Below are 25,010 nucleotides of genomic sequence, written 5' to 3'. Positions count from 1 at the left end.
ATCAGCCGCCCATTGAGCGAGTAGAGGAGGTGCCTGTCGCGCTGCGCTGCATGCTGGTCTGCTTCGCCACCGATTCACCAAACCCGCCGCGGGTGATGGTGCTGGTCGTCGCAGGCTTCGGCGCCATTGCCGTTTTCGGTACCGTCACGGTGCGGCCAGGCGTCGCTGCGCCGTAGCCTTTACCGCTGGCATCGGTATATTGACCGTAAGCCGGGCTGGCCGGGTTTTTCGAGCTAAACAGCGGCTGCTGCTGGTAGCCTGCACCGCCGCCCATCAGGCGACCCATCATGTAGCCTGCCATCAGCGGCATCCAGAAGCTGCCGCTGGACTGCGCCTGCGCCTGATTTTCAGGTGCGGTGCTGGCCTGGGCCGGTGCCTGCTGGCACTGACCTTCACCGAATTCCGCCACGCAGTCTTCGCGTGAGGCATATTTCGGCGCGGTACGTTCTGCTTCTTTCAGCGCGCTCGTATAAGCCGTTTTACACTCGGCGGCTTTGCCGGTTGCGGCAGAGCAGTCGTCTGCGTTTTGATACAGCGAAACCGTTTCGTCATTTTTCTCACAGCCTGCCAGCATAAAGACAGCCGTGACCGCCAGCGCAACAGGGGTGAGGTGACGCGCGTTCCAGCTCTTGCGGAACGAAGCGTGATTTATAGATTTTGTCCGTTTCATCTTTGTCTTCCAGGACCCAGTGGTAATAACGCTCAGGATAGAGGATGAGTGGTTGAAAATGAAGCGAAGAGGGGCGGAATCAGGGGGATCTTTACGTTGGCTTACGTTCGGATGTGATTCAGATGCGCCCTCTCCCTGTGGGAGAGGGGCGGGGTGAGGGCATCAGGCCGCAGCAGGCCTGATGGCACTCTTAGTTACGGAACGGATTATTGCCCTTGCTGGCAGGCGCTGTGGTGCGTGCGGCAGCGGGCTGTGCAGCAGGGGTGTTGCTGTTAGCGTTGAAGTTATCAACCGCGGCAACCTGGTCAGGATTCTCAGGTGCAACGCTCTCCGGAGAGGTGGAGACCGGTTTGCCCAGTGCGCTGTTCAGCATCTGCAGGTCTTGCTCGTTCAGCGTACCCAGAGCCTGCTTAATGTTCAGCTGGTTAATCAGGTACTGATAACGCGCGCTGGAGAGCTGCTGCTTCGCGTTGTACAGCGTAGTGGTCGCGTCGAGCACGTCAACGATAGTACGTGTACCGACCGAGTAACCCGCTTCCATCGCGTCCAGGGAGCTCTGTGCAGACACAACGGCCTGTTTATAGGCGTTGATGCTGCTGATCGAGGCGTTCACGTTGTTGAAGGAGGAACGCACGGTCTGCACCACGTTACGGTGGGCGCTTTCCAGCTGCTCGCTCGCGCCAACAAAGTTGTACTGCGCCTGTTTCACCTGGGAGTTGACCTGACCGCCCTGGTACAGCGGCAGGGAGAAGCTCAGACCCACCTTGTTCTGGCCCATATTGCTGTCATTATAACCCTGCGAATTGGCACCATTCGTTTTAGAGCCACTGTAGGTGGTGTCAGAGATGCCGGTAGAGGCGCTCAGGCTCAGGGTTGGCAGATGACCGTCCTGCGCCTGACGAATTTGCTCGCGGGCCAGGTCCTGGCTCAGACGCGCCTGCAGCAACGTCAGGTTGCGGTTTTCCGCCTCTTTCAGCAGGGCGTTAACGGCCTGTGGTTTATCCGTTTTAAAGCTGTCGACGTTCAGAGACGCCAGCTCAGGATAATAATTCCCGGTGACCTGACGCAGGGATTCCAGCGCGTTATCGAGGTTGTTACGCGCGGTCACTTCGTTGGCCAGCACGGTGTCGTACTGTGAACGGGCGTTCTGCACGTCGGTGATCGCCACCAGACCCACATTGAAGCGCTGGGTAGTTTGATCTAACTGGCGGTAAATCGCCTGTTTCTGCGCTTCGGTGTAGGAGAGTGCGTCAATCGCGCTCAGCACGTTGAAGTACGCCGTGGCCGTGTTCAGGATCAGCGTCTGCTGGTCGGTCTGATAGGTCACATCCTGGATGCCTGCGCTCTTTTCCTGCAGGGTCAGGGCACGCCATTTGGACATATCAAACAGCGTCTGTGTCAATTGCAGTGAGGCGCTGGTAGCATTGGAGTTTACGCCGTTAGCGTCGCGGAAACCGTTGCTGTAGGTATAATCTGCACCTAACCCTAACTGTGGCAGCAAGGGGCTACGCGCTTCGTTAATCTTTTCAAACGCAGCATCACGATCGGCCGCTGATTTACGTAAATCAGGGTTGCCCAGACGTGCCTGCTGGTAGACCTGTAACAGGTTTTCCGCCTGGCTCATTGCACTGAAGCCCGTCAGGCTCAGGCCGATAAGGATGGGGAGCAATTTCTTCATTTGCATTCCTTGTTGTGAAGCAGTATTAGCGCTGATCTAATTAAAAAATAATTGCCGATTCTAACAGAATCTTCCATACCAAAAGGTTGGCGTTACGTGCCATCTGGCGGTAATTTGCACCAATCTACCATATAGCCTTACAAACGGCAGCCAAACAGCCTTGAAATTCACAATTTCATCACCATTGCTACCAGGACTCGACTCATGCAAAAACCAGATAAGTTGCCCGTGACTTTCGCCAAAAACGATGTAGAAATTATTGCACGAGAAACGCTTTATAGCGGTTTTTTTTCAATGGATCTTTACCGTTTCAGGCATCGCCTGTTTAACGGGGAAATGAGCGGCGAAATCAGACGCGAAATTTTTGAGCGCGGGCATGCGGCAGTCTTGCTACCCTTTGACCCAGTGCGTGACGAAGTTGTGCTGGTGGAGCAGATCCGCATCGCCGCTTATGACGTCAGCGAGAGCCCGTGGCTGCTGGAGATGGTGGCCGGGATGATCGAAGAAGGCGAGTCGGTCGAGGACGTCGCCCGGCGCGAGGCGCTGGAAGAGGCGGGGCTGGTGGTCGGCCGTACCAAACCGGTGCTGAGCTATCTGGCAAGCCCGGGAGGCACCAGCGAACGCTTATCCATAATGGTGGGCGAAGTGGACGCCACGACCGCAGAAGGCATTCACGGTCTGGCTGATGAAAACGAAGATATTCGGGTTCATGTGGTAAGCCGGGAGCAGGCTTATCAGTGGGTAGAAGAGGGGAAAATCGACAACGCAGCATCTGTCATCGCCCTGCAATGGCTACAGCTGCATTATCAGACATTACGAAACGAGTGGAAAAAATGAAGCGCTATACGCCTGACTTCCCAGAAATGATGCGCCTGTGCGAAACCAATTTCGCACAATTGCGCCGCCTGCTGCCGAAAAACGACGCACCCGGCGAAACGGTAAGCTATCAGGTGAGCAACGCGCAGTATCGATTAACGATAACAGAATCAACGCGCTACACTACGCTGGTGGAGATTGAGCAAACGGCACCCAGCATTAGCTACTGGAGCCTGCCGTCGATGACGGTACGTCTCTATCACGACGCGATGGTCGCTGAAGTGTGTTCAAGCCAGCAGATCTTTCGCTTCAAGGCGCGGTATGATTACCCGAATAAAAAGTTGCATCAACGCGACGAAAAGCATCAAATTAACCAGTTTTTAGCCGACTGGCTAAGATATTGTTTAGCACATGGAGCAATGGCGATTCCGGTTTGTTAGCGTCATAAACCTACCTAAGGACACCATTTGGAAAGCCTGTTGAACCTGACTGTTGCTGGTGGGGCGCCAGTCAGGATATTACAAATCACCGATACCCACCTTTTTGCCGAAAAGCATGAAACGCTGCTGGGGGTGAATACCTGGGAGAGTTATCAGGCGGTACTGAGCGCCATTCACGCTGAAAACCGTGCATGCGATCTGATTGTCGCAACGGGCGATCTGGCGCAGGACCAATCTTCCGCGGCCTACCAGCATTTTGCTGAAGGCATCGCGAGCTTTAGCGTGCCTTGCGTCTGGCTGCCGGGAAACCATGACTTCCAACCTGCCATGTACAGTTCTCTTCAGGATGCGGGTATTTCTCCGGCGAAATGTGTTTTTGCGGGTGAACAGTGGCAGATCCTGCTGCTGGACAGTCAGGTGTTTGGCGTCCCGCACGGTGAACTAAGCGAGTTTCAGCTCGACTGGCTTGAGACCAAACTGGTTGCTGAACCTGAACGTCATACGCTGCTGTTGCTTCATCATCACCCTCTGCCGGCGGGCTGCAGCTGGCTCGATCAGCACAGTCTGCGCAACTCCGCGGCGCTGGATCGCGTGCTGGCGAAGTTCCCGCGGGTGAAAAATCTGCTGTGTGGGCATATTCACCAGGAACAGGATCTCGACTGGAACGGGCGCCGCATGCTGGCGACGCCGTCGACCTGCGTTCAGTTTAAGCCGCACTGCGCCAACTTTACGCTGGATACCATCGCGCCAGGCTGGCGCTGGCTGGAACTGCATGCCGACGGCACGCTGACCACGGAAGTCTGCCGTTTGACCGGTGCAAAATTCCGCCCGGATACCGCTTCAGAAGGCTATTGATGTCTACGCTCCTTTATCTGCACGGATTCAACAGCTCGCCACGCTCCGCAAAAGCGACACAGTTTCGCCAGTGGCTGAGCGAGCATCACCCCGACGTTGAGATGATTATCCCTCAGCTGCCGCCTTACCCGGCAGAAGCCGCGGAGATGCTGGAATCCATTGTGCTTGCGCACGGCGGCGAAACCTTCGGTGTGGTCGGTTCATCCCTGGGCGGGTATTACGCCACCTGGCTCTCGCAATGCTTTATGCTGCCCGCCGTTGTGGTTAATCCGGCGGTTCGGCCATTTGAGCTGCTGCGGGACTTTCTTGGCGAAAACGAGAACCCCTACACGGGCCAGCAATATGTGCTAGAGTCACGCCATATTTACGATCTCAAAGTTATGCAGGTCGACCCGCTCGAGGCGCCGGATCTCATCTGGCTGCTGCAGCAGACGGGAGATGAAGTGCTGGATTACCGCCAGGCAGTGGCGTATTACGCCTCCTGCCGCCAGACAATAGAAGAGGGCGGAAACCATGCTTTCACGGGCTTTGAGAATCATTTCACCCAGATTGTCGATTTTCTTGGACTGCACAGCCACTGACAATCAATGCGAATTGCTAGTTTAAATCATGACGCAAACCTATAACGCTGATGCCATTGAGGTCCTCACCGGGCTTGAGCCGGTTCGCCGCCGCCCGGGGATGTACACCGATACGACGCGCCCAAACCATCTGGGCCAGGAAGTTATTGATAACAGTGTGGACGAAGCGCTGGCGGGCCATGCCAAACGCGTTGACGTCATCCTGCACGCCGATCAGTCGCTGGAAGTCATTGACGACGGGCGCGGCATGCCGGTGGATATCCACCCGGAAGAGGGCGTCCCGGCCGTTGAGCTGATCCTCTGTCGTCTGCATGCGGGCGGCAAGTTCTCCAACAAAAACTACCAGTTCTCCGGCGGCCTGCACGGCGTGGGGATTTCCGTCGTCAACGCCCTGTCAAAACGCGTGGAAGTGAACGTCCGTCGCGACGGTCAGGTGTACAACATCGCGTTTGAGAACGGCGAGAAGGTGCAGGATCTGCAGATTGTCGGCACGTGCGGCAAACGCAACACCGGCACCAGCGTTCACTTCTGGCCTGACGAAAGCTTCTTCGACAGTCCGCGCTTTTCCGTTTCCCGCCTGACGCACCTGCTGAAAGCCAAAGCGGTGCTGTGCCCGGGCGTGGAAATTACCTTTAAGGATAACGTCAACAACACCGAGCAGACCTGGCGCTACGAAGATGGCCTTAATGACTATCTGTGCGAAGCGGTAAACGGCCTGCCGACGCTGCCGGAAAAACCGTTCGTCGGCAATTTCACCGGCGACACCGAAGCGGTGGACTGGGCGCTGCTGTGGCTACCGGAAGGCGGCGAGCTGCTGACCGAAAGCTACGTTAACCTGATCCCAACCATGCTGGGCGGTACGCACGTCAACGGCCTGCGTCAGGGCCTGCTGGATGCGATGCGTGAGTTCTGCGAATACCGTAACATCCTGCCGCGCGGCGTGAAGCTGTCGGCGGAAGATATCTGGGATCGCTGTGCCTACGTGCTCTCCGTGAAGATGCAGGATCCGCAGTTTGCCGGTCAGACCAAAGAGCGCCTGTCGTCACGCCAGTGCGCGGCGTTCGTTTCCGGCGTGGTGAAAGATGCGTTTACCCTGTGGCTGAACCAGAACGTGCAGGCGGCAGAAATGCTGGCGGAAATGGCCATTTCCAGCGCCCAGCGTCGTCTGCGCGCCGCCAAGAAAGTGGTGCGTAAAAAGCTGACCAGCGGCCCTGCACTGCCGGGCAAGCTGGCGGACTGTACCGCGCAGGATCTCAACCGTACCGAACTGTTCCTTGTGGAAGGGGACTCGGCGGGCGGGTCGGCCAAGCAGGCGCGCGATCGTGAATATCAGGCGATCATGCCCCTCAAGGGTAAGATCCTGAACACCTGGGAGGTCTCGTCTGATGAAGTGCTGGCCTCGCAGGAAGTCCACGATATCTCGGTGGCGATCGGCATCGATCCGGACAGCGACGATCTGAGCCAGCTGCGCTACGGCAAGATCTGTATCCTCGCGGATGCGGACTCCGATGGTCTGCACATCGCCACGCTGCTGTGCGCACTGTTTGTGAAGCACTTCCGCACGCTGGTGAAAAACGGTCACGTCCACGTGGCGCTGCCGCCGCTGTACCGGATCGACCTCGGCAAAGAGGTTTACTACGCGCTGACGGAAGAAGAGAAAGCGGGCGTGCTGGAACAGCTGAAGCGTAAGAAGGGCAAGCCTAACGTGCAGCGCTTTAAAGGGCTGGGCGAGATGAACCCGATGCAGCTGCGCGAAACGACGCTGGATCCGAACACGCGCCGCCTGGTGCAGCTGACGATCAGCGACGAAGACGAACAGCAGACCAACGCCATGATGGATATGCTCCTTGCCAAGAAACGTTCGGAAGACCGACGTAACTGGCTACAGGAGAAAGGCGATATGGCGGATATTGAGGCCTGATGCCCTCACCCTAACCCTCTCCCACAGGGAGAGGGAATGGATCGTAGGCCCGGTAAGCGTTAGCGCCACCGGGCTTTTTTACGTCAAAACTCCATCTTCACCGTCAGCTGCACTTCGCGCGGGTCGCCAATCTGGTTACCCAGATTGTTGGTGGCGATAGATGAGGTGTAGTAAGTCTTATCAAACAGGTTCTTCACGTTCACCTGCAGCGTCACCGGATACTGCAGCTTCATCTTATACGCCGCAAACGCATCCGCCACGAAATAGCCCGGCAGATAGTAATCCGCACCGTTGGTTGCGGAACGACGGCTTACGCCGTGCCCGCCGCCGCCCAGCGTCAGGGTATTCCCGGCAAACGCATTGTGAATATCGTAGGTCAGGAACAGGGAGCCGGTATGGCGCGGCACGTTCGGCAGCGGTTTGCCCGCATAGTCCGGGTCTTCCAGCACCTTAGCGTCGGTATAGCCATAGCTGGCGATGATATTGGTGTTCTCGGTCAGCGATCCGGCCAGATCCACCTCCACGCCCTGGGAGCGCACGCGGCCCGCCGTTTTGGCGATGGTTTCACCCCCCACGCTTTCGTTATACAGCACGTTGCGCTTGTGGATGTCAAACAGCGCGATGTTGGCGGTAATGCCGTCGAACAGGTCGAACTTTGCGCCCACTTCGTAAGCATTCGACGTTTCCGGCGGCAGGTCGCCGATGTAGCTCGCAATGGACGACTGCGGCATAAACGTCTGCGAGTAGTTGGCAAACAGCGAGACCGCTGGCGTGAGCTTGTAAACCAGCCCCAGCTTCGGCGTCCACTGTTCGTCGCGGCTGTCGGTGTTGACGTTGAACGGGCGGCCTTTGCCCGCGTACTGGGTGTAATACTGATAGCGCATCCCGGCGACGGCGATCCACTTATCGGTCAGGTACAGGGCATCCTGCGCGTACGCAGAGTAGCTTTCCTGCTTGAGCGTCTGGTCGCTGTCGGACGCCGACACGGTGGTGCATTTGCCGAGATTGCCATACGTCGGGTGATAGATATTGAAATCCTTCACGTTTTTACAGCGCATCATGTCCGTGCGCAGCAGATCGTAATTCTCATACGACACGCCGGTCAGGATCTCGTTGTAAAAGCCTGCGATATCCACGTTCCCCTGCAGATCCGCACGGGTGCTGTGCATGCGCTGGGTCGAGCCCTGGGTCGCATCCACGCGGCGGGTCAGGTTGCCGGTTTTTGAATCGTAGGCCATGACCCGGGCCTGGTTATCGCTGTATTTGTCCTGGCTGTAGCTGTAGTCAAACTTCGCGGTCCACTGGCTGTTGAGGCGATATTCCGCGTTGAGCTGAGCGAGGTCGGACTGGCCGTCGGTGATGTTAAACGGCTCGTCAAAGCGGGTTTTGCGATCGACATCGACGGCCTTTTTAGTGTTGAGATCGAAGATCGTTCCGCGATCGAACGGCGTCTTATAGTCACGATGCGAATAGAGCACGGTCACGGTGGCATCATCGCCGAACCAGGTGAGCGACGGGGCGATAAAGGTGCTGCGTTCGTTGCCAAAATTACGCCAGTAATCCTCGTCCTGATACTCACCCGTGAGGCGATACGCCAGGCGCGTGCCGTCGATCGGGCCGGTCACATCGACCTGTCCGGTGCCGCCGCCAAAGCTGGAAGAGGTGGCAGAAATCGAGCCGCCGAAGGTTTTCTCCGGGCGTTTGGTGACGACGTTAATCAGGCCGCCCGGATCGAGAATGCCGTACAGGGTCGAGGCCGGACCTTTCAGCACCTCCACGCGCTCGGTGGCGGCGTTAAAGCTGCGAGGCAGGACGGTGCGCAGACCGTTGGTCATGATTGACCCGTCGCGGTTCGCGCCAAACCCGCGGCGCACAAAGGCATCCTGCGTGCCGCCCAGGGTGTTGGTCTGCACCACGTTGCTGACGTTATAGAGCGCTTCGTCCAGCGTGGTGGCGTGCTGATCCTCCAGCACTTTATCGCTGACGGTATTCACCACCTGCGGGATATCCAGCATCGGCATGTTGGTTAACGTCGCGGTGGAGGTATTCAGCGGCTGATAGCCGTTGGTGGCTTCCGCCGCAGTATTTGGATCGGCGGTGACGGTAAGCGTTTCGCCGTCTTTAGCCGCGGTGGTGTCTGCTGCCTGCGCCAGCGGCGCCATAAACAGCAGTGAAAAGAGCGCGCGCCCTTTTACCCCAGAGAGTGAAGGTGTGAACGTAGCCATTACATCTGTTATCCCGAAATATACCGCGAATGCGTTCGCGGCAAACTGTGTGAGTCATTGCCCTTTACGGTCTGTCCGTTAGCCGGAAGTGGCATCGGACATGTAATTGAGAATCATTCAACCATGCGGGAATGTAGTAGTAAATGGAAAAAAGAAAAAATCGACTACAGCGTTTAAGCGTGCGGATAAGCGCAGAGGGATGTTAATTAACTTATTGAAATTAATGTTTTTATAAACCTTAATGCGTTCATCTTTACTCTGGGTTACCCCTGATTTATTCAGGGTGTTTCTTCGCTTGACTACTACATGGCGCAGCGTCAAACTCTCAAAAGAGAATGAGTTTTATTTTTATTTGTTGGTTTTTCATTACGTTGGCGTTCACGTGGCTCACAACACACACAAACCGGGTCTGGTTCTGGAGAACCTCTCTGCGGGCTATCAGAAAAAAATCATCGTTGATGATATCTCCCTTGCCATCCCTTCGCAGAAAATGACGGTGCTGGTAGGGGCGAACGGCTGTGGGAAATCCACGCTGTTGAGCACTGTCGCGCGGCTGCTGCAGCCGCTGGGGGGAACCGCGCTGCTGGACGGTAAAGCCATTCATGAGCAGCCCACCAAAGCGGTCGCCCGTCAGCTTGGCATTCTCCCGCAGTCTCCGCTGCTGCCGGAAGGGTTGACCGTTTTTGAACTGGTCTCGCGCGGGCGTTTTCCCTGGCAGAACGTTATGCGCCAGTGGAGCGACGAGGACGAGCGGGCGGTGGAAGAGGCCCTGCGCCTGACCGGCACGGCAGAGTTTGCCCCTATGCCGGTGGAAAGCTTGTCCGGCGGCCAGCGTCAGCGCTGCTGGATCGCCATGGCGCTGGCGCAGCAAACGCCGTATATCCTGCTTGACGAGCCGACGACGTATCTCGATCTCCGCTACCAGGTGGAGATCCTGGAGCTGCTGCACACCCTGACCCGCCAGCACGGGCGTACGGTGGTGGTGGTGCTGCACGATCTCAACTTCGCCGTGAACTACGGCGATTCGCTGGTCTTTTTACGTCAGGGAAAAGTTGAGGGCGTATTGCATGAGGGCGATGCCTGCACGCCGGAGCTGATCAAAGCGGTGTTTGATGTGGACGTGCATATGTCCCTAAACCCGTTGACCGGCAAGCCGTTCTTTATGCCGTTTCGGCAGGGCGCTGTTCAACCATGATGCGCTCCTCTCTGGCCTTCCTGATTTTTACATTGCTGCTGGCGCTGGGCGCGATTATGCATCTTGGCATCGGGGCGCGGTTTATTCCTCCCCGAACGGTGGTGGAGGCATTCTTCCATTTCGAACCGCGCAATTTCGACCATAACGTCATCATCAGACTACGACTGCTGCGCCTCTGCGCCGCGATGGTGACGGGCGCCGCGCTCGGCGTGGCGGGCGTGCTGCTGCAGTCCGTGATCCGCAACCCGCTCGGCGAGCCGCATATTCTGGGACTCAACGCCGGGGCCGCGCTGGCGGTAGTGATTACCAGCGCGCTTGGGCTGTCGCTGCCGTTTGGTCGCCCGCTGATTGCCGCCGCCGGTGCCGCCGCGCTGTTTCTGCTGGTGCTGATGTTCTCCTCGTCCGGTCGCACCGGGCTCACGCCGATGAAGGTCACCCTGTGCGGCGTGGCGATGTCGGCGTTTGCCTCGTCGATTACCGCCGCGGTGTTAATTCTGGATGAACAGACGCTGCTCGCCCTGCGCACCTGGCTGGCGGGTGATATCGCCGGGGTCAATGCGCAGATGCTTCAGAGCGCCCTGTGGGCGGCAGCAGCCGGTTTTGTTCTCGCTATCGGGCTGTCGCCCTCGCTCAACATGCTGGCGCTGGGCGACAGAATGGCCCAGGGGCTCGGCGTGTCGCTGCTGAAAACTCGCCTGCTCGCCCTGCTGGCCATCGCGCTCCTCTGCGGTGCGGCCGTCTCCATCGCCGGGCCGATTGGCTTTATCGGCCTGGTCGTGCCGCAGCTCATCCGCCGTCTGGTGTCGGTCGATTTACGCGTGATGGTGCCGCTGTCGGCCCTGTGCGGCGCGCTGGTACTGCTGCTGGCGGACATCGCTGCCCGCACGCTGTTTACCCCCTGGGAGCTGGCAACCGGCATCATGACGGCCCTGGTCGGCGCGCCCGTGTTCATCTTTATGGCGTCGAGGATGTTCAAATGAACCGGGCCGGACTCCGCGCGATCCGCGTTGGCTACCTGTCGGCGCTGGTTCGTCCGAAGGCGCTGGCGTACCTGTCGCTTTTCGCGCTGGCGGCGCTAAGCCTGCTGGGCTTTGGCCTGACGCACGGTTCTCTACCCATTCCCGCCTCTGCCATCGGGCGCGCGCTCTTTTATCCAGAAAGCCTGGCGGCCGAGACGCGCTACGTCGTGATGGACATCCGCCTGCCGCGCCTGCTGATGGCGATACTGTGCGGCGCCATGCTCGGCATGGCAGGGGCGACAATGCAGTCCATCACCCGCAACGGTCTGGCTGACCCCGGGCTTATCGGCGTGAAGGAGGGCTGTAGCGCGGCGGTACTGCTGCTGATTTTTCAGTTCCCGGCGCTGGGCCTGGCCTGGCGTCCTCTGGTCGGCATGGCCGGCGGGCTGCTCACCGCGCTGCTGGTCATCGCCCTGGCGCGCGATATCTCGCGTCCGCGGTTCATCCTGATCGGTATCGGCGTGTCATGGGCGTTTGCCGCGGCGATGGGCGTCTTTATGACCACCGCCGACGTGCGCGACGTGCAGACGGCGATGCTGTGGCTGGCGGGAAGCCTGCACGCGGCCAACTGGACGCTGGTAGGGCTGGCCGCGCTCTGGACGGCTCCCGCGTTTGCGCTGCTGCTGTTTACCGCGCGGGCCGCGGACGTGGCGTTGCTTGGCAATCAGGCCGCCGCAGGTCTTGGCGTGCGCACAACCCGGCTGGCGCTGCTGCGGGTTCTCGCCCCGGTGGTGCTGACGGCGGCCTGCGTCTCCTGCGTGGGCAGCATTGGCTTCGTGGGGCTGATTGCCCCGCACATGGCGCGCCTGCTGCTGCGCGGTGGGCAAACCGCGCTCCTGACGGGAAGCGCCGTGCTGGGGGCGCTGCTGGTGCTGCTGGCGGATAACGTCGGACGTCTGGCATTCCTCCCGCTGCAGCTGCCGGCGGGGATTGTAATTTCATTGATTGGCGGACCGTTTTTCCTGCTGCTGCTCTGGCAGCGTCGGGACAGATTTTAGGGGACTATGATGCGCGTACTGTTTTCGATGCTGTTGCTGGTGGGGTTCGCGGTGAGCGCGGCGGAGCCGACGCAGGTATTTACCGACGATTTGGGACGCGAAGTCGTTGTGCCGGTTCATCCGAAGCGGATTGTTTCATTACACGATCTGGATATCACCATTCCGCTGATTGAGCTTGGCGTGCCGCCTGTGGCGAGCCATGGCCGCACGCGGCCGGACGGCAGCCACTTTCTGCGCTCCAGCGGCATGTTAACCGGCGTCGACTTCGATAATTCCGATATTAAATTTATCGGCACGGCCGATATCGACATAGAGGCCATCGCCGCCGCAAAGCCTGACCTGATTATCACCGAGCCGACGCGCAACACCCCGGTGGAACAGCTGGAAAAAATTGCCCCGACGGTAAGCATCGATCATCTCGACGGCGGCGCGCCGGAGATCTACCGCAAGCTGGCTCAGCTGACGGGAACGCAGGCGAGGCTCAAGGTTCTGGAGCGGCGCTATCAGGAGCAGATTAAGGCGCTGAAGGCGACAATTGATACCAGCAAGGTGACCGTGTCCGTGATCCAGGCTAATCAGGGGAAAATCAACGCCATGCATAGCTACCACTCGCTGGGCCGCGTGCTGCGTGACGCCGGATTCAAATTCCCGCCGCTGATTGAGTCCATCCCGGAAGGGGGGCGGATTGACGTCAGCGCCGAGCGCCTGCCGGAGCTGGATGCCGATTTCGTCTTCGCCACCTGGCGCGGGGATACGGGCGGTAAACCGCAGGACGAGCTGGCGGCGATGGATGCGGTCATGCCGGGCTGGTGTCAGTTCCTGAATGCCTGCCGAACCGGGCGCTACGTGCTGATCTCGCGTGAAGAGGCGATCTCGAATTCGTTCGCGTCATTAGGGCTGATGGCCGCGCAGGTGCAGTCGCAGATTGCCGGGCGTCCGCTGCCGGAGGCGTCACGGTGATCCGAAGAGTCGATGTTTACGGTGAGCGATTCCGCTCGCGGGCGCATCAGTTGACGCCGCGTCTGCTGCAGGTCGCACGCTATATTCATGACAACCGCGAGGTGGTAATGGAGCAGACCGCCATGGAGATTGCCGCCGTATTGAAAACCTCGGACGCCACGGTAGTCCGCGCCATTCAGGCGCTGGGTTTCGCCGGGCTGCGCGATCTCAAGCAGACGCTGGAGCAGTGGTTTGGCCCAGTGGTCACCTCCAGCGAAAAGATGTCCACCACGGTGAACACGCTCGCCAGCGACGTCAACGCGAGCATTGATTTCGTGCTGGAGGGGCATCAGCACACCTGCGAGGTGTTATCCGAGCCCCACAACCGCTACGCGATGGCGCAGGCGGTCTCTCTTCTGGCGCAGGCAAGGCAGGTCGCCATATTTGGCATTGGTGCATCCGGCATTCTGGCCGAGTACACCGCCAGGCTTTTCAGCCGTATGGGGTTACCCGCCACGCCGCTCAACCGTACCGGGATCGGGCTTGCCGAACAGCTGATTGCGCTTCAGCGCGGCGACGTGCTGGTAATGATGGCGCAGAAATCCGCGCACCGGGAGGGGCAAACCACCCTGCGTGAAGCAAAACGTCTGGGCATTCCCACCATCCTGCTGACCAACGCCCTTGATTCGCGTTTCAGTAAGGAGGCCAGCGTGGTGATCCACGTTCCGCGCGGCGGCGAAAAGGGCAAAATCCCGCTCCACGGCACGGTGCTGCTGTGTCTGGAGATGATCATTTTGTCCGTCGCCTCCACCGAGCCGCAGCGCACCATTAAGTCAATGAAGCGCATCAACGAGCTCCATCGCGGGTTAAAACCGGGGAAGAAAAGCAGCTAAAAACAACAAAGCCCGGTGGCGCTAGCGCTTACCGGGCCTACGGTTCAGGTTTTGTAGGCCGGGTAAACGCAGTGCCACCCGGCAAATTCCACGAACTTAAACCCCTTGCTCCAGAATGCGGATGTGGGTTTCCAGCACGTCACCCTTCACCGCGTCGCTCCACGCTTTCATGTGCGCGGTCTGCAGGTGCGCTTCAAGATGCGCGACGGTTTCCCACTGCTCAACCATGATGATCGAGTCTGGCGCGGTCGCCTGGAAGCTGGCATCAGTGGCGGCATCCACCATCGGCGCGTAGCCGTGGCAGCCTTCTTCTTTCAGTACGGTCGGGATGATTTTCGCGAACTGATCCAGCACCGCCTGGCGGTGATGTTGACCTGGACGAGTACGGATTTCTGCGATAACGGTAAGCATGTTTACTACTCCTTTAATTCCAGGCTACCAGTTAAGCAAAAATTTCCGCGAGATGCTTGCGATATTCTGCGATATAGCTCGGGACATCAGGCATTTTAATTACGTCGTTGACGATAAACGTCGGCAGCGGATCCATGCCCAGGAACTGATTCGCCTTGTGGAACGGCAGGTACGCACCGTCCACGCCCACGCCTTCGAAGAACTGATCTTTCTCGGTGAAGGCTTCCAGCGGCGCGTTCCAGGTCAGTGACAGCATATATTTTTTGCCCTGAATCAGACCGCCTGAACCGTATTTTTTGGACGCGTCAGAGCGGGTGCGACCGTCGCTGGCATACAGTGAGCCGTGACCTTCGGTGAACACGTCGTCCATGTATTTTTTTACGGTCCACGGCGCGCCCATCCACCAGCCTGGCATCTGCCAGATCACCACGTCAGCCCACAGGAAGTTCTGCACTTCGGCTTTCACGTCGTAGTTGCTGTCTGCACGCACGACCTTAACATCATGCCCGGCGTCGCGCAGGAAACCGTCCGCGACCTCGGTCAGGGTGTCATTCAGCTGGCCTTTAGAGTGCGCAAATTCTTTTGCACCGTTAATAATCAGAATGTTGCTCATTATTTGTCCTCGACGATGAGAGTATGCCGGGTATTCTACGCGCGAGGACGGAGTGGAAAAATGAGCAAAATGTGCAAAGTCTTTTGCTGGAGATGCAATAATCCGTTACCAGCTGACCTTCACCTCAAAGCCGCCTTCCACCGCATTGCTCAGCGAGACGCGCATTCTGTGCAGCGCGGCAATGCGCCTGACGATAGAGAGTCCCAGTCCGCTGCCCGTGGCATCCTGCCCCGGCGGACGATAAAAGCGCTCGCCGATGCGCGCCAGCGCGTCCGTTGAAATGCCGGGACCGTTGTCGCGCACGCTAAAGCTACGCGCGTCCAGCGTCACGTCCACCACGCTGCCGCGCGGACTGTAGCGGATGGCATTGTCCAGCAGGTTGCGCACCAGCAGGCTGAGCAGCAGGGGCTGTCCCTGTCGCTTGACCTGCGGGGCATGGTTGTTGAGGCGAACATCAATGCCCGCCTGCTGCGCCGGATGCCAGATATCCAGCACCGCCGACTGCAGTAGATCGGCAAGCGTTATCGGTTCGACATCGTCCAGGTTGTCCAGCGAGTCCAGACGCGACAGCGTGAGGAGCTGATCCACCAGCCGGGAAGCGCGGTCGATTCCCGCATGCAGCTGCATCAGCGCCTTTTCCCGCGCCTGCGGATCGTCATGAGAGAGCTGCGCCACGTCAGTTTGCACCTTCAGGGCCGCCAGCGGGCTGCGCAGCTCGTGGGCTGCATCGGACGTGAAGCGGCGCTCGCGGGTCATCATTTCCTGGGTACGCGCGAAGAGGTGATTCAGCGCGTCGAGCAGGGGACGTACTTCTGTTGGTACGCCCTCCGTCGGCAGGTTATCTGTGGCATCCGGCGAGCGGGATCGCAAGGTCAGCGCCAGCTTTTTCAGTGGCTTCAGCTCCCGACTGAGGAGGAGAACCAGCAGCAGCAACATCACGGGCAGCGCCACCAGCCAGGGGGTCAGTTGTGAGCTGACCACGTCCAGCGCCATATCCTGGCGGTACTCCCACTCCTGACCGACCACCACGCGGTACTTCCCGTCGGGTGAGGTCAGCCACAGGAAACGCCATTCGTCGTTGTCGTCCTGGAGCTGCCCGTTATCAAACCCGTCGCGGCGATAGTGGTACGGAATATCGCGCCCGTTCTCGCCGTCGTTCAGCAGCATTTTGCCCTCGACGCTGTAAATGGCGAAAGCCAGCGCGTCGTCATCGAGACGGCCATGCTTCACTTTTTTGGGGATCTCGCGCATCCGTTCGGGGGCGCGGATCTCGTCAAGATCCATCGTCAGCAGCCGTTTGGCAAACAGCATCTGCTGCGTATCGAAGAGCTTATCCAGCTTGTGGGTGGTCTGCTGCCAGGCCACCAGGCTGGCGGCAAACCATGCCGTCAGGGAAAGCGCTAAAAAAAGGAGCGTCAGGCGCAGCTTCAGGCTCAGGCGTTGCGTCAGCTTCATGCGTCACCCAGGATATAGCCGATGCCGTGCACGGTGCGGATAAACTCGCTGCCAAGCTTGCGGCGCAGATGATGAACGTGAACTTCGATGGCGTTGCTGGAGACGTCGTCGTCCCAGGTATACAGTTTTTCCTCGATAAGCTTTCGCGGCAGCACCCGACCCGCGTTACGCATTAACAGCTCCAGCAGCGCGAACTCTTTCGGCTTCAGCGTCAGCGGCTCACCGTCCAGCGTGGCGACGAGTCGGGTCGGATCGAGCGTGACCTTGCCGTGGCGTAGCTCGCTATGCGTCTGGCCGTGGCTGCGGCGGACCAGCGCCTCAAGGCGGGCACCCACTTCAATCAGCGCGAACGGCTTGCAGAGATAATCATCCGCGCCAAGACGCAATCCTTCGACGCGCTGGTTAAGCGCATCCCGTGCGGTCAGGATCAATACCGGCTCGCTGCGCCCGCTTTCGCGCCACGCGCGCAGGATCTCCAGACCGTCGATTTCCGGCAGCGTCAGATCCAGCACCACGGCATCATAGGGCGCAGAAGCGAGCGCGGCCTGACCGGTTTTACCGTCGGTAAACCAGTCCACGCTAAAGCCCATTTTGCTTAACCCCGCCTTGATACCGTCACCGATTAACCTGTCGTCTTCTACCAGTAAAATGCGCATGTTCCCTCCTTGATGCCGTCAGTAAACCCTCTGTAAGCGCCTGCTGTACAGCAATAATAAATAAATTTTTCCCTTAAGAAGTTGTTAAGGATTACCCTGTTTAATGGACTGCGAAACCAGATTAAAGGGAGAGTTAATATGAAAAAATTCGCTGCTATTGCCGCCATCATGATGATGACCACTGCCCCCGTTTTTGCCGCGCAGGGCGGATTTAACGGCCCGTCTGCCGCACAGACCCAGACCCAAACGCAGGCAGGCGGTTTTGTCGATAACGACGCTAACCTCACCAGCGCGGTGAAGGTGAAAGAGATGAAGGACGACAGCTGGGTGAAGCTGCGCGGGAACATCACCCAGCGCCTGTCCGATGACCGCTACACCTTCCGCGATGAGACCGGCACGGTGAACGTGGAAATTGACCACAAGCGCTGGAACGGCGTGACCGTCACTCCTCAGGATAAAGTGGAAATCCAGGGCAAGGTCGATAAAGAGTGGAACGATTTTGAAATCGACGTGAAGCAGGTCATTAAGCTGAACAAATAACCCGGAAAGGGCCGCATAAGCGGCCCTTTTTCTTTGTGACTCAACTCGCCAGATAAGGTAGTATCTGCGGCAATATTGCCTGAAACCCTTCGGTTTCTGAGTTGAGGAATCACACGTAATGAGCGATATGGCAGAGCGCCTCGCGCTACATGAATTCACGGAAAACGCCTACCTGAACTACTCCATGTACGTCATCATGGACAGGGCGTTGCCGTTTATCGGGGATGGCCTGAAGCCCGTTCAGCGCCGCATCGTCTATGCGATGTCCGAGCTGGGGCTGAACGCCACCGCCAAGTTCAAGAAATCCGCCCGTACCGTCGGTGACGTGCTGGGTAAATACCATCCGCACGGCGACAGCGCCTGTTATGAAGCGATGGTGCTGATGGCCCAGCCGTTCTCTTACCGCTACCCGCTGGTGGATGGCCAGGGGAACTGGGGGGCGCCGGACGATCCGAAATCCTTCGCGGCGATGCGTTATACCGAATCCCGTCTGTCTAAATATGCCGAAGTGCTGCTGGGCGAACTGGGTCAGGGAACCGTTGACTGGGTACCGAACTTCGACGGTACGCTGCAGGAGCCGAAGATGCTGCCTGCGCGTCTGCCGAATATCCTGCTGAACGGCACCACCGGTATTGCGGTCGGTATGGCGACGGACATTCCGCCGCACAACCTGCGTGAAGTGGCGAAAGCCGCCATCACCCTGATAGAGCAGCCGAAAGCCTCGCTCGACGATCTGCTGGATATCGTGCAGGGTCCGGATTTCCCGACCGAAGCCGAAATCATTACCTCGCGTGCGGAAATCCGCAAAATCTACCAGAACGGTCGCGGCTCCGTGCGCATGCGCGCGGTGTGGAATAAAGAAGACGGCGCCGTGGTGATCACCGCGCTGCCGCATCAGGTTTCCGGTGCCAAAGTGCTGGAGCAGATCGCCTCCCAGATGCGCAATAAAAAGCTGCCGATGGTGGACGATCTGCGCGACGAATCTGACCACGAGAATCCGACCCGTCTGGTGATTGTGCCGCGCTCCAACCGCGTGGACATGGAGCAGGTGATGAACCACCTGTTTGCCACCACCGATCTGGAAAAAAGCTACCGTATCAACCTGAACATGATCGGCCTCGACGGGCGCCCGGCGGTGAAAAACCTGCTGGAGATCCTCACCGAATGGCTGACGTTCCGCCGCGATACGGTACGCCGTCGTCTGAACCATCGTCTGGAGAAAGTGCTTAAGCGCCTGCATATCCTTGAAGGTTTGCTGGTGGCGTTCCTCAATATCGACGAGGTGATTGAGATCATCCGTACCGAGGACGAGCCGAAGCCCGCCCTGATGTCGCGCTTTGGCATCAGCGAAACCCAGGCCGAAGCGATCCTCGAGCTGAAGCTGCGCCATCTCGCCAAACTGGAAGAGATGAAGATCCGCGGCGAGCAGAACGAGCTGGAAAAAGAGCGCGATCAGCTGCAGGCAATCCTCGCGTCCGAACGCAAGATGAACACCCTGCTGAAGAAAGAGCTGCAGGCCGATGCCGACGCGTTTGGCGACGACCGTCGTTCTCCGCTGCACGAGCGCGAAGAAGCGAAGGCGATGAACGAGCACGACATGCAGCCGTCCGAGCCGGTGACCATTGTCCTGTCGCAGAGCGGCTGGGTGCGCAGCGCCAAAGGCCACGATATCGACGCGCCGGGGCTGAGCTACAAAGCGGGCGACAGCTTCAAAGCGGCGGTGAAAGGGAAGAGCAACCAGCCGGTGGCGTTTATCGACTCCACCGGCCGCAGCTACGCCATCGACCCGATCACGCTGCCTTCCGCGCGCGGGCAGGGCGAGCCGCTCACCGGCAAGCTGACGCTGCCGCCGGGCGCGACGGTTGACCATATGCTGATGGAAGCCGATGACCAGAAGCTGCTGCTGGCGTCCGATGCGGGCTACGGCTTTATCTGTACCTTTAACGATCTGGTTTCCCGCAACCGTGCCGGTAAGGCGCTGATTAGCCTGCCGGACAACGCTCACGTGATGGCGCCGCTGGTGATTGAGAACGAAAGCGACATGCTGCTGGCGATCACCACCGCCGGACGTATGCTGATGTTCCCGGTCAGCGATCTGCCGGAGCTGTCGAAAGGCAAGGGCAACAAGATCATCAACATCCCGTCGGCGGAGGCCGCGAAAGGCGAAGATGGCCTGGCGCACCTCTTCCTCCTGCCGCCGCAGAGCACGCTGACCATTCACGTCGGCAAGCGCAAAATCAAGCTTCGTCCGGAAGAGCTGCAGAAGGTGGTGGGTGAGCGCGGTCGCCGCGGCTCGCTGATGCGCGGTCTGCAGCGCATCGACCGCGTGGAGATTGACTCTCCTGCACGCAGCACCGCGGGTGACAGCGAAGAGTAATGTCGTGATACCCCCCTCTGTCCGGAGGGGGAATTTCAATAAAATTTCCCGTAAAATCGTTGTTAATTCGTGCGTTGCGATTAACAATACGCGCTCGTAATAAAGTCCTTACCTGGCCACAGGTGAAGTATAATTGTCAGCTGTTGGGGCTTCAGAGGTCGCTATGCTATATATTGTTCGTCTTATTCTTACCGTTATCTACTGTATTCTGGTCTGTATTTTCGGCTCTATTTACTGCCTGTTCAGCCCGCGTAATCCGAAGCATGTCGCCACCTTTGGCCATATGTTCGGGCGCCTTGCACCGCTGTTTGGTCTGAAAGTTGAAAAACGTCTGCCGGAAGGGGCGGAGAATTTCGGTAACGCCATCTATATCGCCAACCATCAGAACAACTACGATATGGTGACGGCCTCTAATATCGTGCTTCCACCGACCGTGACGGTGGGCAAAAAAAGCCTGCTGTGGATCCCGTTTTTTGGTCAGCTGTACTGGCTTACCGGTAACCTGCTGATCGACCGTAACAACCGTGCAAAAGCGCATAGCACCATTGCGGAAGTGGTGAATCATTTTAAAAAGCGCAAAATTTCAATCTGGATGTTCCCGGAAGGGACGCGTAGCCGCGGCCGCGGCCTGCTGCCGTTTAAAACCGGTGCGTTTCATGCCGCAATTGCGGCAGGTGTTCCAATTATTCCTGTGTGCGTTTCCAATACTTCGAATAAGATTAATCTTAACCGCCTGAATAACGGGCTGGTGATTGTCGAAATGCTGCCACCCGTCGATACCAGCAAATACGGTAAAGATCAGGTGCGCGAGCTGGCCGCGCACTGCCGTGATCTGATGGCTGAGCATATTGCGCTGCTCGACAAAGAAGTCGCAGAGAGAGAAGCCGCCGGTAAGATTTAATCCGGCGTTGAAGGGAAAACGAATTCCCGCGTTGTTAGTCGTTTCAGATGGAGCTTATATGTCACTCAGTCGGCGTCAGTTTATTCAGGCTTCGGGGATCGCCCTTTGTGCGGGTGCGATGCCGCTGACAGCCAGCGCCGCCGGGCAGCAACAGCCGCTGCCTATTCCGCCACTCATTGAATCCCGTCGCGGTCAGCCGCTTTTTCTGACGCTGCAGCGCAGCCACTGGTCCTTTACCCAGGGGACGCGTGCACCCGTCTGGGGCATTAACGGACGTTACCTTGGGCCGACCATTCGCGTGTGGAATGGCGATGACGTAAAGCTCATCTACAGTAACCGCACCCCTGAAAATGTCGCCATGACCATCAGCGGCCTGCAGGTGCCTGGCCCGCTGATTGGCGGCGCGGCGCGAATGATGTCCCCCAGCGCCGACTGGGCGCCCGTTCTGCCGATTCGCCAGAGCGCGGCAACCCTGTGGTATCACGCCAACACGCCTAACCGCACGGCGCAGCAGGTCTATAACGGCCTGGCCGGAATGTGGCTGGTGGAAGATGAGGTCAGCAAATCCCTGCCGATCCCGAACCACTACGGCGTGGATGACTTCCCGATTATCATACAGGACAAACGTCTGGATAATTTCGGTACCCCGGAATACAGCGAACCGGGCAGCGGCGGCTTCGTTGGCGATACGCTGCTGGTAAACGGCGCGCAGAGCCCGTTTGTCGAAGTGTCCCGTGGCTGGGTGCGCCTGCGTCTGCTCAACGCGTCTAACTCGCGCCGCTATCAGCTGAAAATGAGTGATGGCCGTCCACTGCACGTAATTTCCGGCGATCAGGGCTTTTTACCGGCGCCGGTTTCCGTCAAACAGCTGGCGCTCTCGCCGGGTGAACGTCGCGAAGTGCTCATTGATATGACCAATGGGGATGAAGTGTCTGTCACCTGCGGTGAAGCGGCCAGCATTGTTGACCGTATTCGCGGGTTCTTTGAACCGTCGAGCATACTTGTCTCGACCCTGGTGCTGACCCTGCGTCCAACCGGTCTGCTGCCGCTGGTGACCGACAGCCTGCCAATGCGTCTGCTGCCGCAGGAGATCATGAGCGGCTCGCCGGCGCGCAGCCGTGATATCAGCCTGGGCGACGATCCGGGGATCAACGGCGCGCTGTGGGATGTTAACCGCATCGACATCACCGCGCAGCAGGGCACCTGGGAGCGCTGGACGGTTCGCTCGGATATGCCGCAGTCGTTCCATATTGAAGGGGTGTCATTCCTGATCCGCAACGTTAACGGCGCGATGCCGTTCCCGGAAGATCGCGGCTGGAAAGATACCGTCTGGGTGGACGGCCAGGTGGAACTGCTTGTCTACTACGGTCAGCCTTCGTGGCCGCACTTCCCGTTCCTGTTCCACAGCCAGACGCTGGAGATGATGGACAGGGGCTCCGTGGGGCAGATGCTGATCAATCCGGCACCGTAAATTGCATTTCTCCCTCTCCCTGTGGGAGAGGGCTGGGGTGAGGGCAACAGCCTGCATAATACCCCTTCATTTCCCACATTGATCCAGCGTATAATCCCGCTCCTTTTGTCTATTTTTTCTTCGGAAGCATTATGAGCGCAATTTCCCTGATCCAGCCGGATCGTGACCTCTTCTCCTGGCCCCAGTACTGGGCGGCCTGCTTTGGACCGGCGCCGTTCCTGCCGATGTCCCGGGAAGAGATGGACCAACTGGGCTGGGACAGCTGCGACATTATTCTGGTCACGGGCGATGCCTATGTTGACCATCCGAGCTTCGGCATGGCCATCTGTGGCCGTATGCTTGAGGCGCAGGGCTTCCGCGTGGGGATCATCTCCCAGCCTGACTGGAACAGCAAAGACGACTTTATGCGTCTGGGTAAACCCAACCTGTTCTTCGGCGTGACCGCGGGCAACATGGACTCGATGATCAACCGCTATACCGCCGACCGTAAGCTGCGTCATGACGACGCCTACACGCCGGATAACGTGGCGGGTAAACGTCCGGACCGCGCGACCCTCGTCTATACCCAGCGCTGCAAAGAAGCCTGGAAAGACGTGCCGGTGATCCTGGGCGGCATCGAGGCGAGCCTGCGCCGCACCGCGCACTACGACTACTGGTCAGATACCGTTCGCCGCTCGGTGCTGGTGGACTCCAAAGCCGACATGCTGATTTACGGTAACGGCGAGCGTCCGCTGGTAGAAGTGGCGCACCGTCTGTCGCAGGGCGAGCCGGTGAGCAGCATCCGTGACGTGCGCAATACCGCCATCATGGTGAAAGAGGCGCTGCCGGGCTGGCGCGGTGTGGATTCCCGCATCATTGATATGCCGGGCAAAATCGACCCGATCCCACACCCGTACGGTGAAGATCTTCCGTGTGCCGATAACAAGCCGGTTGAGCCGAAAAAAGCGGAAGCGAAGGCTATCGTCGTGCAGCCGCCGCGCCCGAAACCGTGGGAAAAGACCTACGTGTTGCTGCCGTCCTACGAGAAGGTGAAAGCCGACAAGGTGCTCTACGCGCACGCGTCCCGTATTCTGCACCATGAAACCAACCCGGGCTGCGCCCGCGCGCTGATGCAGAAGCACGGCGAGCGCTTTATCTGGATCAACCCGCCGGCCATCCCGCTCTCCACCGAAGAGATGGACAGCGTCTTTGCGCTTCCGTACAAGCGCGTGCCGCACCCGGCGTACGCCAACGCCCGCATCCCGGCGTATGAGATGATCCGCTTCTCGATCAACATCATGCGCGGCTGCTTCGGCGGATGCTCCTTCTGCTCCATTACCGAGCACGAAGGGCGTATTATTCAGAGCCGTTCGGAAGAGTCGATTATCAATGAGATCGAAGCGATTCGCGACACGGTGCCGGGCTTTACCGGCGTGATTTCTGACCTCGGTGGCCCAACCGCCAACATGTACATGCTGCGCTGCAAGTCGCCGCGCGCGGAGCAAACCTGTCGTCGCCTCTCCTGCGTCTATCCGAGCATTTGCGAGCACATGGACACCAACCACGAGCCGACGATCAACCTCTACCGCCGCGCGCGCGATCTGAAGGGCATCAAGAAGATCCTCATCGCTTCCGGGGTACGTTACGACATCGCCGTGGAAGATCCGCGCTACATCAAAGAGCTGGCGACGCACCACGTCGGCGGCTATCTGAAGATTGCGCCGGAGCATACCGAAGAAGGCCCGCTGTCGAAGATGATGAAGCCGGGCATGGGCAGCTATGACCGCTTTAAAGAGCTGTTCGACACCTACTCGAAGCAGGCGGGCAAAGAGCAGTATCTGATCCCGTACTTCATCTCCGCCCACCCGGGCACGCGCGATGAGGACATGGTGAACCTGGCCCTGTGGCTGAAGCAGCGTCGCTTCCGTCTGGATCAGGTGCAGAACTTCTATCCATCACCGCTCGCCAACTCGACGACCATGTATTACACCGGCAAGAACCCGCTGAGTAAGATTGGCTATAAGAGTGAAGAGGTGGTGGTGCCGAAAGGGGATAAACAGCGTCGTCTGCACAAGGCGCTGCTGCGTTACCACGATCCGAAAAACTGGCCGCTGATCCGCCAGGCGCTGGAAGAGATGGGTAAAAAACATCTGATCGGCTCGCGCCGCGACTGCCTGGTACCGGCCCCGACGCTGGAGGAGATGCGCGAAGCGCGTCGCCAGAACCGCAATACGCGCCCGGCGCTGACCAAGCACACGCCAATTGTGCATCAGCGTTCGAACGGTGGGGCGGGAACGAAGAAGAACGTAAAACGTAAGATCGGTTAAACCTGTAACAATGCCCGGTAGCGCTGCGCTTACCGGGCCTACAGGTCAGC

Annotated in this window: 22 protein-coding genes; 15 read left to right on the top strand and 7 right to left on the bottom strand. The window is 58.7% G+C overall.

Going from position 1 to position 25,010, the window contains the following annotated elements; all coding sequences use genetic code 11:
- Position 1: 1 nt before the first annotated feature.
- Both BM007_RS10855 and tolC read right to left on the bottom strand, forming a co-directional pair.
- Entirely contained in the window at positions 2-670 is a 669-nt protein-coding gene (locus tag BM007_RS10855; RefSeq protein ID WP_024906490.1) for a DUF1190 family protein, read from the bottom strand.
- A 190-nt stretch (positions 671-860) separates the two neighbouring features.
- Positions 861-2,348 (bottom strand): outer membrane channel protein TolC, encoded by a 1,488-nt coding sequence (gene tolC / locus BM007_RS10845; protein WP_024906491.1) that lies wholly within the window; start codon positions 2,346-2,348, stop codon positions 861-863.
- Positions 2,349-2,552: 204 nt separating this feature from the next.
- On the opposite strand from tolC, the gene nudF reads away from it, so the two are divergent.
- Genes nudF through parE form a run of 5 tightly spaced genes read left to right on the top strand, consistent with a single transcriptional unit; the run spans position 2,553 to position 6,961 of the window.
- Positions 2,553-3,185: an ADP-ribose diphosphatase gene (gene nudF / locus BM007_RS10840; RefSeq protein WP_024906492.1), complete on the top strand. Its 633-nt coding sequence runs from the start codon at positions 2,553-2,555 to the stop codon at positions 3,183-3,185.
- Positions 3,182-3,604 carry a DUF1249 family protein gene (locus BM007_RS10835; protein ID WP_014833293.1) on the top strand — a complete coding sequence of 141 codons (423 nt, stop codon included), beginning with the start codon at positions 3,182-3,184 and terminating at the stop codon, positions 3,602-3,604. The genes nudF and BM007_RS10835 overlap by 4 nt, the downstream gene beginning before the upstream one ends.
- A 27-nt stretch (positions 3,605-3,631) precedes the next feature.
- Positions 3,632-4,459, top strand: a complete 828-nt coding sequence (gene cpdA, locus BM007_RS10830; RefSeq protein ID WP_090418705.1) for a 3',5'-cyclic-AMP phosphodiesterase — start codon at positions 3,632-3,634, stop codon at positions 4,457-4,459.
- On the top strand, positions 4,459-5,040 hold the full coding sequence (yqiA, locus tag BM007_RS10825) for an esterase YqiA (RefSeq protein ID WP_008502976.1): 582 nt from the start codon (positions 4,459-4,461) through the stop codon (positions 5,038-5,040). The genes cpdA and yqiA overlap by 1 nt, the downstream gene beginning before the upstream one ends.
- A 28-nt stretch (positions 5,041-5,068) precedes the next feature.
- Complete coding sequence (gene parE / locus BM007_RS10820; RefSeq protein ID WP_024906494.1) at positions 5,069-6,961, top strand: DNA topoisomerase IV subunit B; 1,893 nt, start codon at positions 5,069-5,071, stop codon at positions 6,959-6,961.
- Between the two features lie 83 nt (positions 6,962-7,044).
- Here the strand turns inward: parE and BM007_RS10815 are convergent, their stop codons facing one another.
- Positions 7,045-9,186, bottom strand: a complete 2,142-nt coding sequence (locus BM007_RS10815; RefSeq protein ID WP_090418702.1) for a TonB-dependent siderophore receptor — start codon at positions 9,184-9,186, stop codon at positions 7,045-7,047.
- A 382-nt stretch (positions 9,187-9,568) separates the two neighbouring features.
- On the opposite strand from BM007_RS10815, the gene BM007_RS10810 reads away from it, so the two are divergent.
- From BM007_RS10810 to BM007_RS10790, 5 genes are read left to right on the top strand one after another with little or no spacing between them, the layout of a single operon-like run.
- Positions 9,569-10,381 (top strand): ABC transporter ATP-binding protein, encoded by an 813-nt coding sequence (locus BM007_RS10810; protein ID WP_090418941.1) that lies wholly within the window; start codon positions 9,569-9,571, stop codon positions 10,379-10,381.
- Entirely contained in the window at positions 10,378-11,361 is a 984-nt protein-coding gene (locus BM007_RS10805) for a FecCD family ABC transporter permease (RefSeq protein ID WP_090418699.1), read from the top strand. Before BM007_RS10810 ends, BM007_RS10805 begins: the two co-directional genes overlap by 4 nt.
- Positions 11,358-12,398 (top strand): FecCD family ABC transporter permease, encoded by a 1,041-nt coding sequence (locus tag BM007_RS10800; protein WP_090418696.1) that lies wholly within the window; start codon positions 11,358-11,360, stop codon positions 12,396-12,398. Before BM007_RS10805 ends, BM007_RS10800 begins: the two co-directional genes overlap by 4 nt.
- A 9-nt stretch (positions 12,399-12,407) precedes the next feature.
- On the top strand, positions 12,408-13,358 hold the full coding sequence (locus BM007_RS10795; RefSeq protein WP_090418938.1) for an iron-siderophore ABC transporter substrate-binding protein: 951 nt from the start codon (positions 12,408-12,410) through the stop codon (positions 13,356-13,358).
- Positions 13,355-14,230 (top strand): MurR/RpiR family transcriptional regulator, encoded by an 876-nt coding sequence (locus tag BM007_RS10790; protein WP_090418692.1) that lies wholly within the window; start codon positions 13,355-13,357, stop codon positions 14,228-14,230. The genes BM007_RS10795 and BM007_RS10790 overlap by 4 nt, the downstream gene beginning before the upstream one ends.
- 96 nt (positions 14,231-14,326) lie before the next feature.
- Here BM007_RS10790 and BM007_RS10785 read toward each other — a convergent pair whose 3' ends face one another.
- The 4 genes from BM007_RS10785 to qseB all read right to left on the bottom strand — a co-directional run bounded on the left by BM007_RS10785 (position 14,327) and on the right by qseB (position 17,365).
- Complete coding sequence (locus BM007_RS10785; RefSeq protein WP_008502984.1) at positions 14,327-14,641, bottom strand: putative quinol monooxygenase; 315 nt, start codon at positions 14,639-14,641, stop codon at positions 14,327-14,329.
- 31 nt (positions 14,642-14,672) lie between these two features.
- The gene (locus tag BM007_RS10780) at positions 14,673-15,254 is read right to left on the bottom strand and encodes an NAD(P)H-dependent oxidoreductase (protein ID WP_047650114.1); all 582 of its coding nucleotides are present in this window, start codon (positions 15,252-15,254) and stop codon (positions 14,673-14,675) included.
- Between the two features lie 105 nt (positions 15,255-15,359).
- A complete protein-coding gene (gene qseC, locus BM007_RS10775) occupies positions 15,360-16,709 on the bottom strand; it encodes a quorum sensing histidine kinase QseC (RefSeq protein ID WP_090418689.1) in 1,350 nt (449 codons plus the stop codon).
- Positions 16,706-17,365, bottom strand: a complete 660-nt coding sequence (gene qseB, locus BM007_RS10770) for a quorum sensing response regulator transcription factor QseB (protein ID WP_090418686.1) — start codon at positions 17,363-17,365, stop codon at positions 16,706-16,708. Before qseB ends, qseC begins: the two co-directional genes overlap by 4 nt.
- A 138-nt stretch (positions 17,366-17,503) precedes the next feature.
- Between qseB and BM007_RS10765 the strand changes: the two genes are divergently transcribed.
- The 5 genes from BM007_RS10765 (at position 17,504) to BM007_RS10745 (ending at position 24,960) form a co-directional block, all read left to right on the top strand.
- A complete protein-coding gene (locus BM007_RS10765; protein WP_090418683.1) occupies positions 17,504-17,905 on the top strand; it encodes a YgiW/YdeI family stress tolerance OB fold protein in 402 nt (133 codons plus the stop codon).
- Positions 17,906-18,023: 118 nt separating this feature from the next.
- Entirely contained in the window at positions 18,024-20,282 is a 2,259-nt protein-coding gene (gene parC / locus BM007_RS10760; protein WP_024906504.1) for a DNA topoisomerase IV subunit A, read from the top strand.
- Positions 20,283-20,445: 163 nt separating this feature from the next.
- Positions 20,446-21,183 (top strand): 1-acylglycerol-3-phosphate O-acyltransferase, encoded by a 738-nt coding sequence (gene plsC / locus BM007_RS10755; RefSeq protein WP_024906505.1) that lies wholly within the window; start codon positions 20,446-20,448, stop codon positions 21,181-21,183.
- Positions 21,184-21,241: 58 nt separating this feature from the next.
- Positions 21,242-22,654, top strand: coding sequence for a cell division protein FtsP (ftsP, locus tag BM007_RS10750; RefSeq protein WP_061714469.1), 1,413 nt, complete (start codon positions 21,242-21,244; stop codon positions 22,652-22,654).
- 131 nt (positions 22,655-22,785) lie between these two features.
- Positions 22,786-24,960 carry a YgiQ family radical SAM protein gene (locus BM007_RS10745; RefSeq protein ID WP_090418680.1) on the top strand — a complete coding sequence of 725 codons (2,175 nt, stop codon included), beginning with the start codon at positions 22,786-22,788 and terminating at the stop codon, positions 24,958-24,960.
- The last annotated feature ends 50 nt before the right edge of the window (positions 24,961-25,010 follow it).

Origin of the sequence: Enterobacter sp. NFIX59, from assembly GCF_900113755.1 — a bacterium.
GTDB classification, from domain to species: Bacteria; Pseudomonadota; Gammaproteobacteria; order Enterobacterales; family Enterobacteriaceae; genus Enterobacter; species Enterobacter pseudoroggenkampii.
This window is presented reverse-complemented; position numbering and strand designations above follow the sequence as displayed.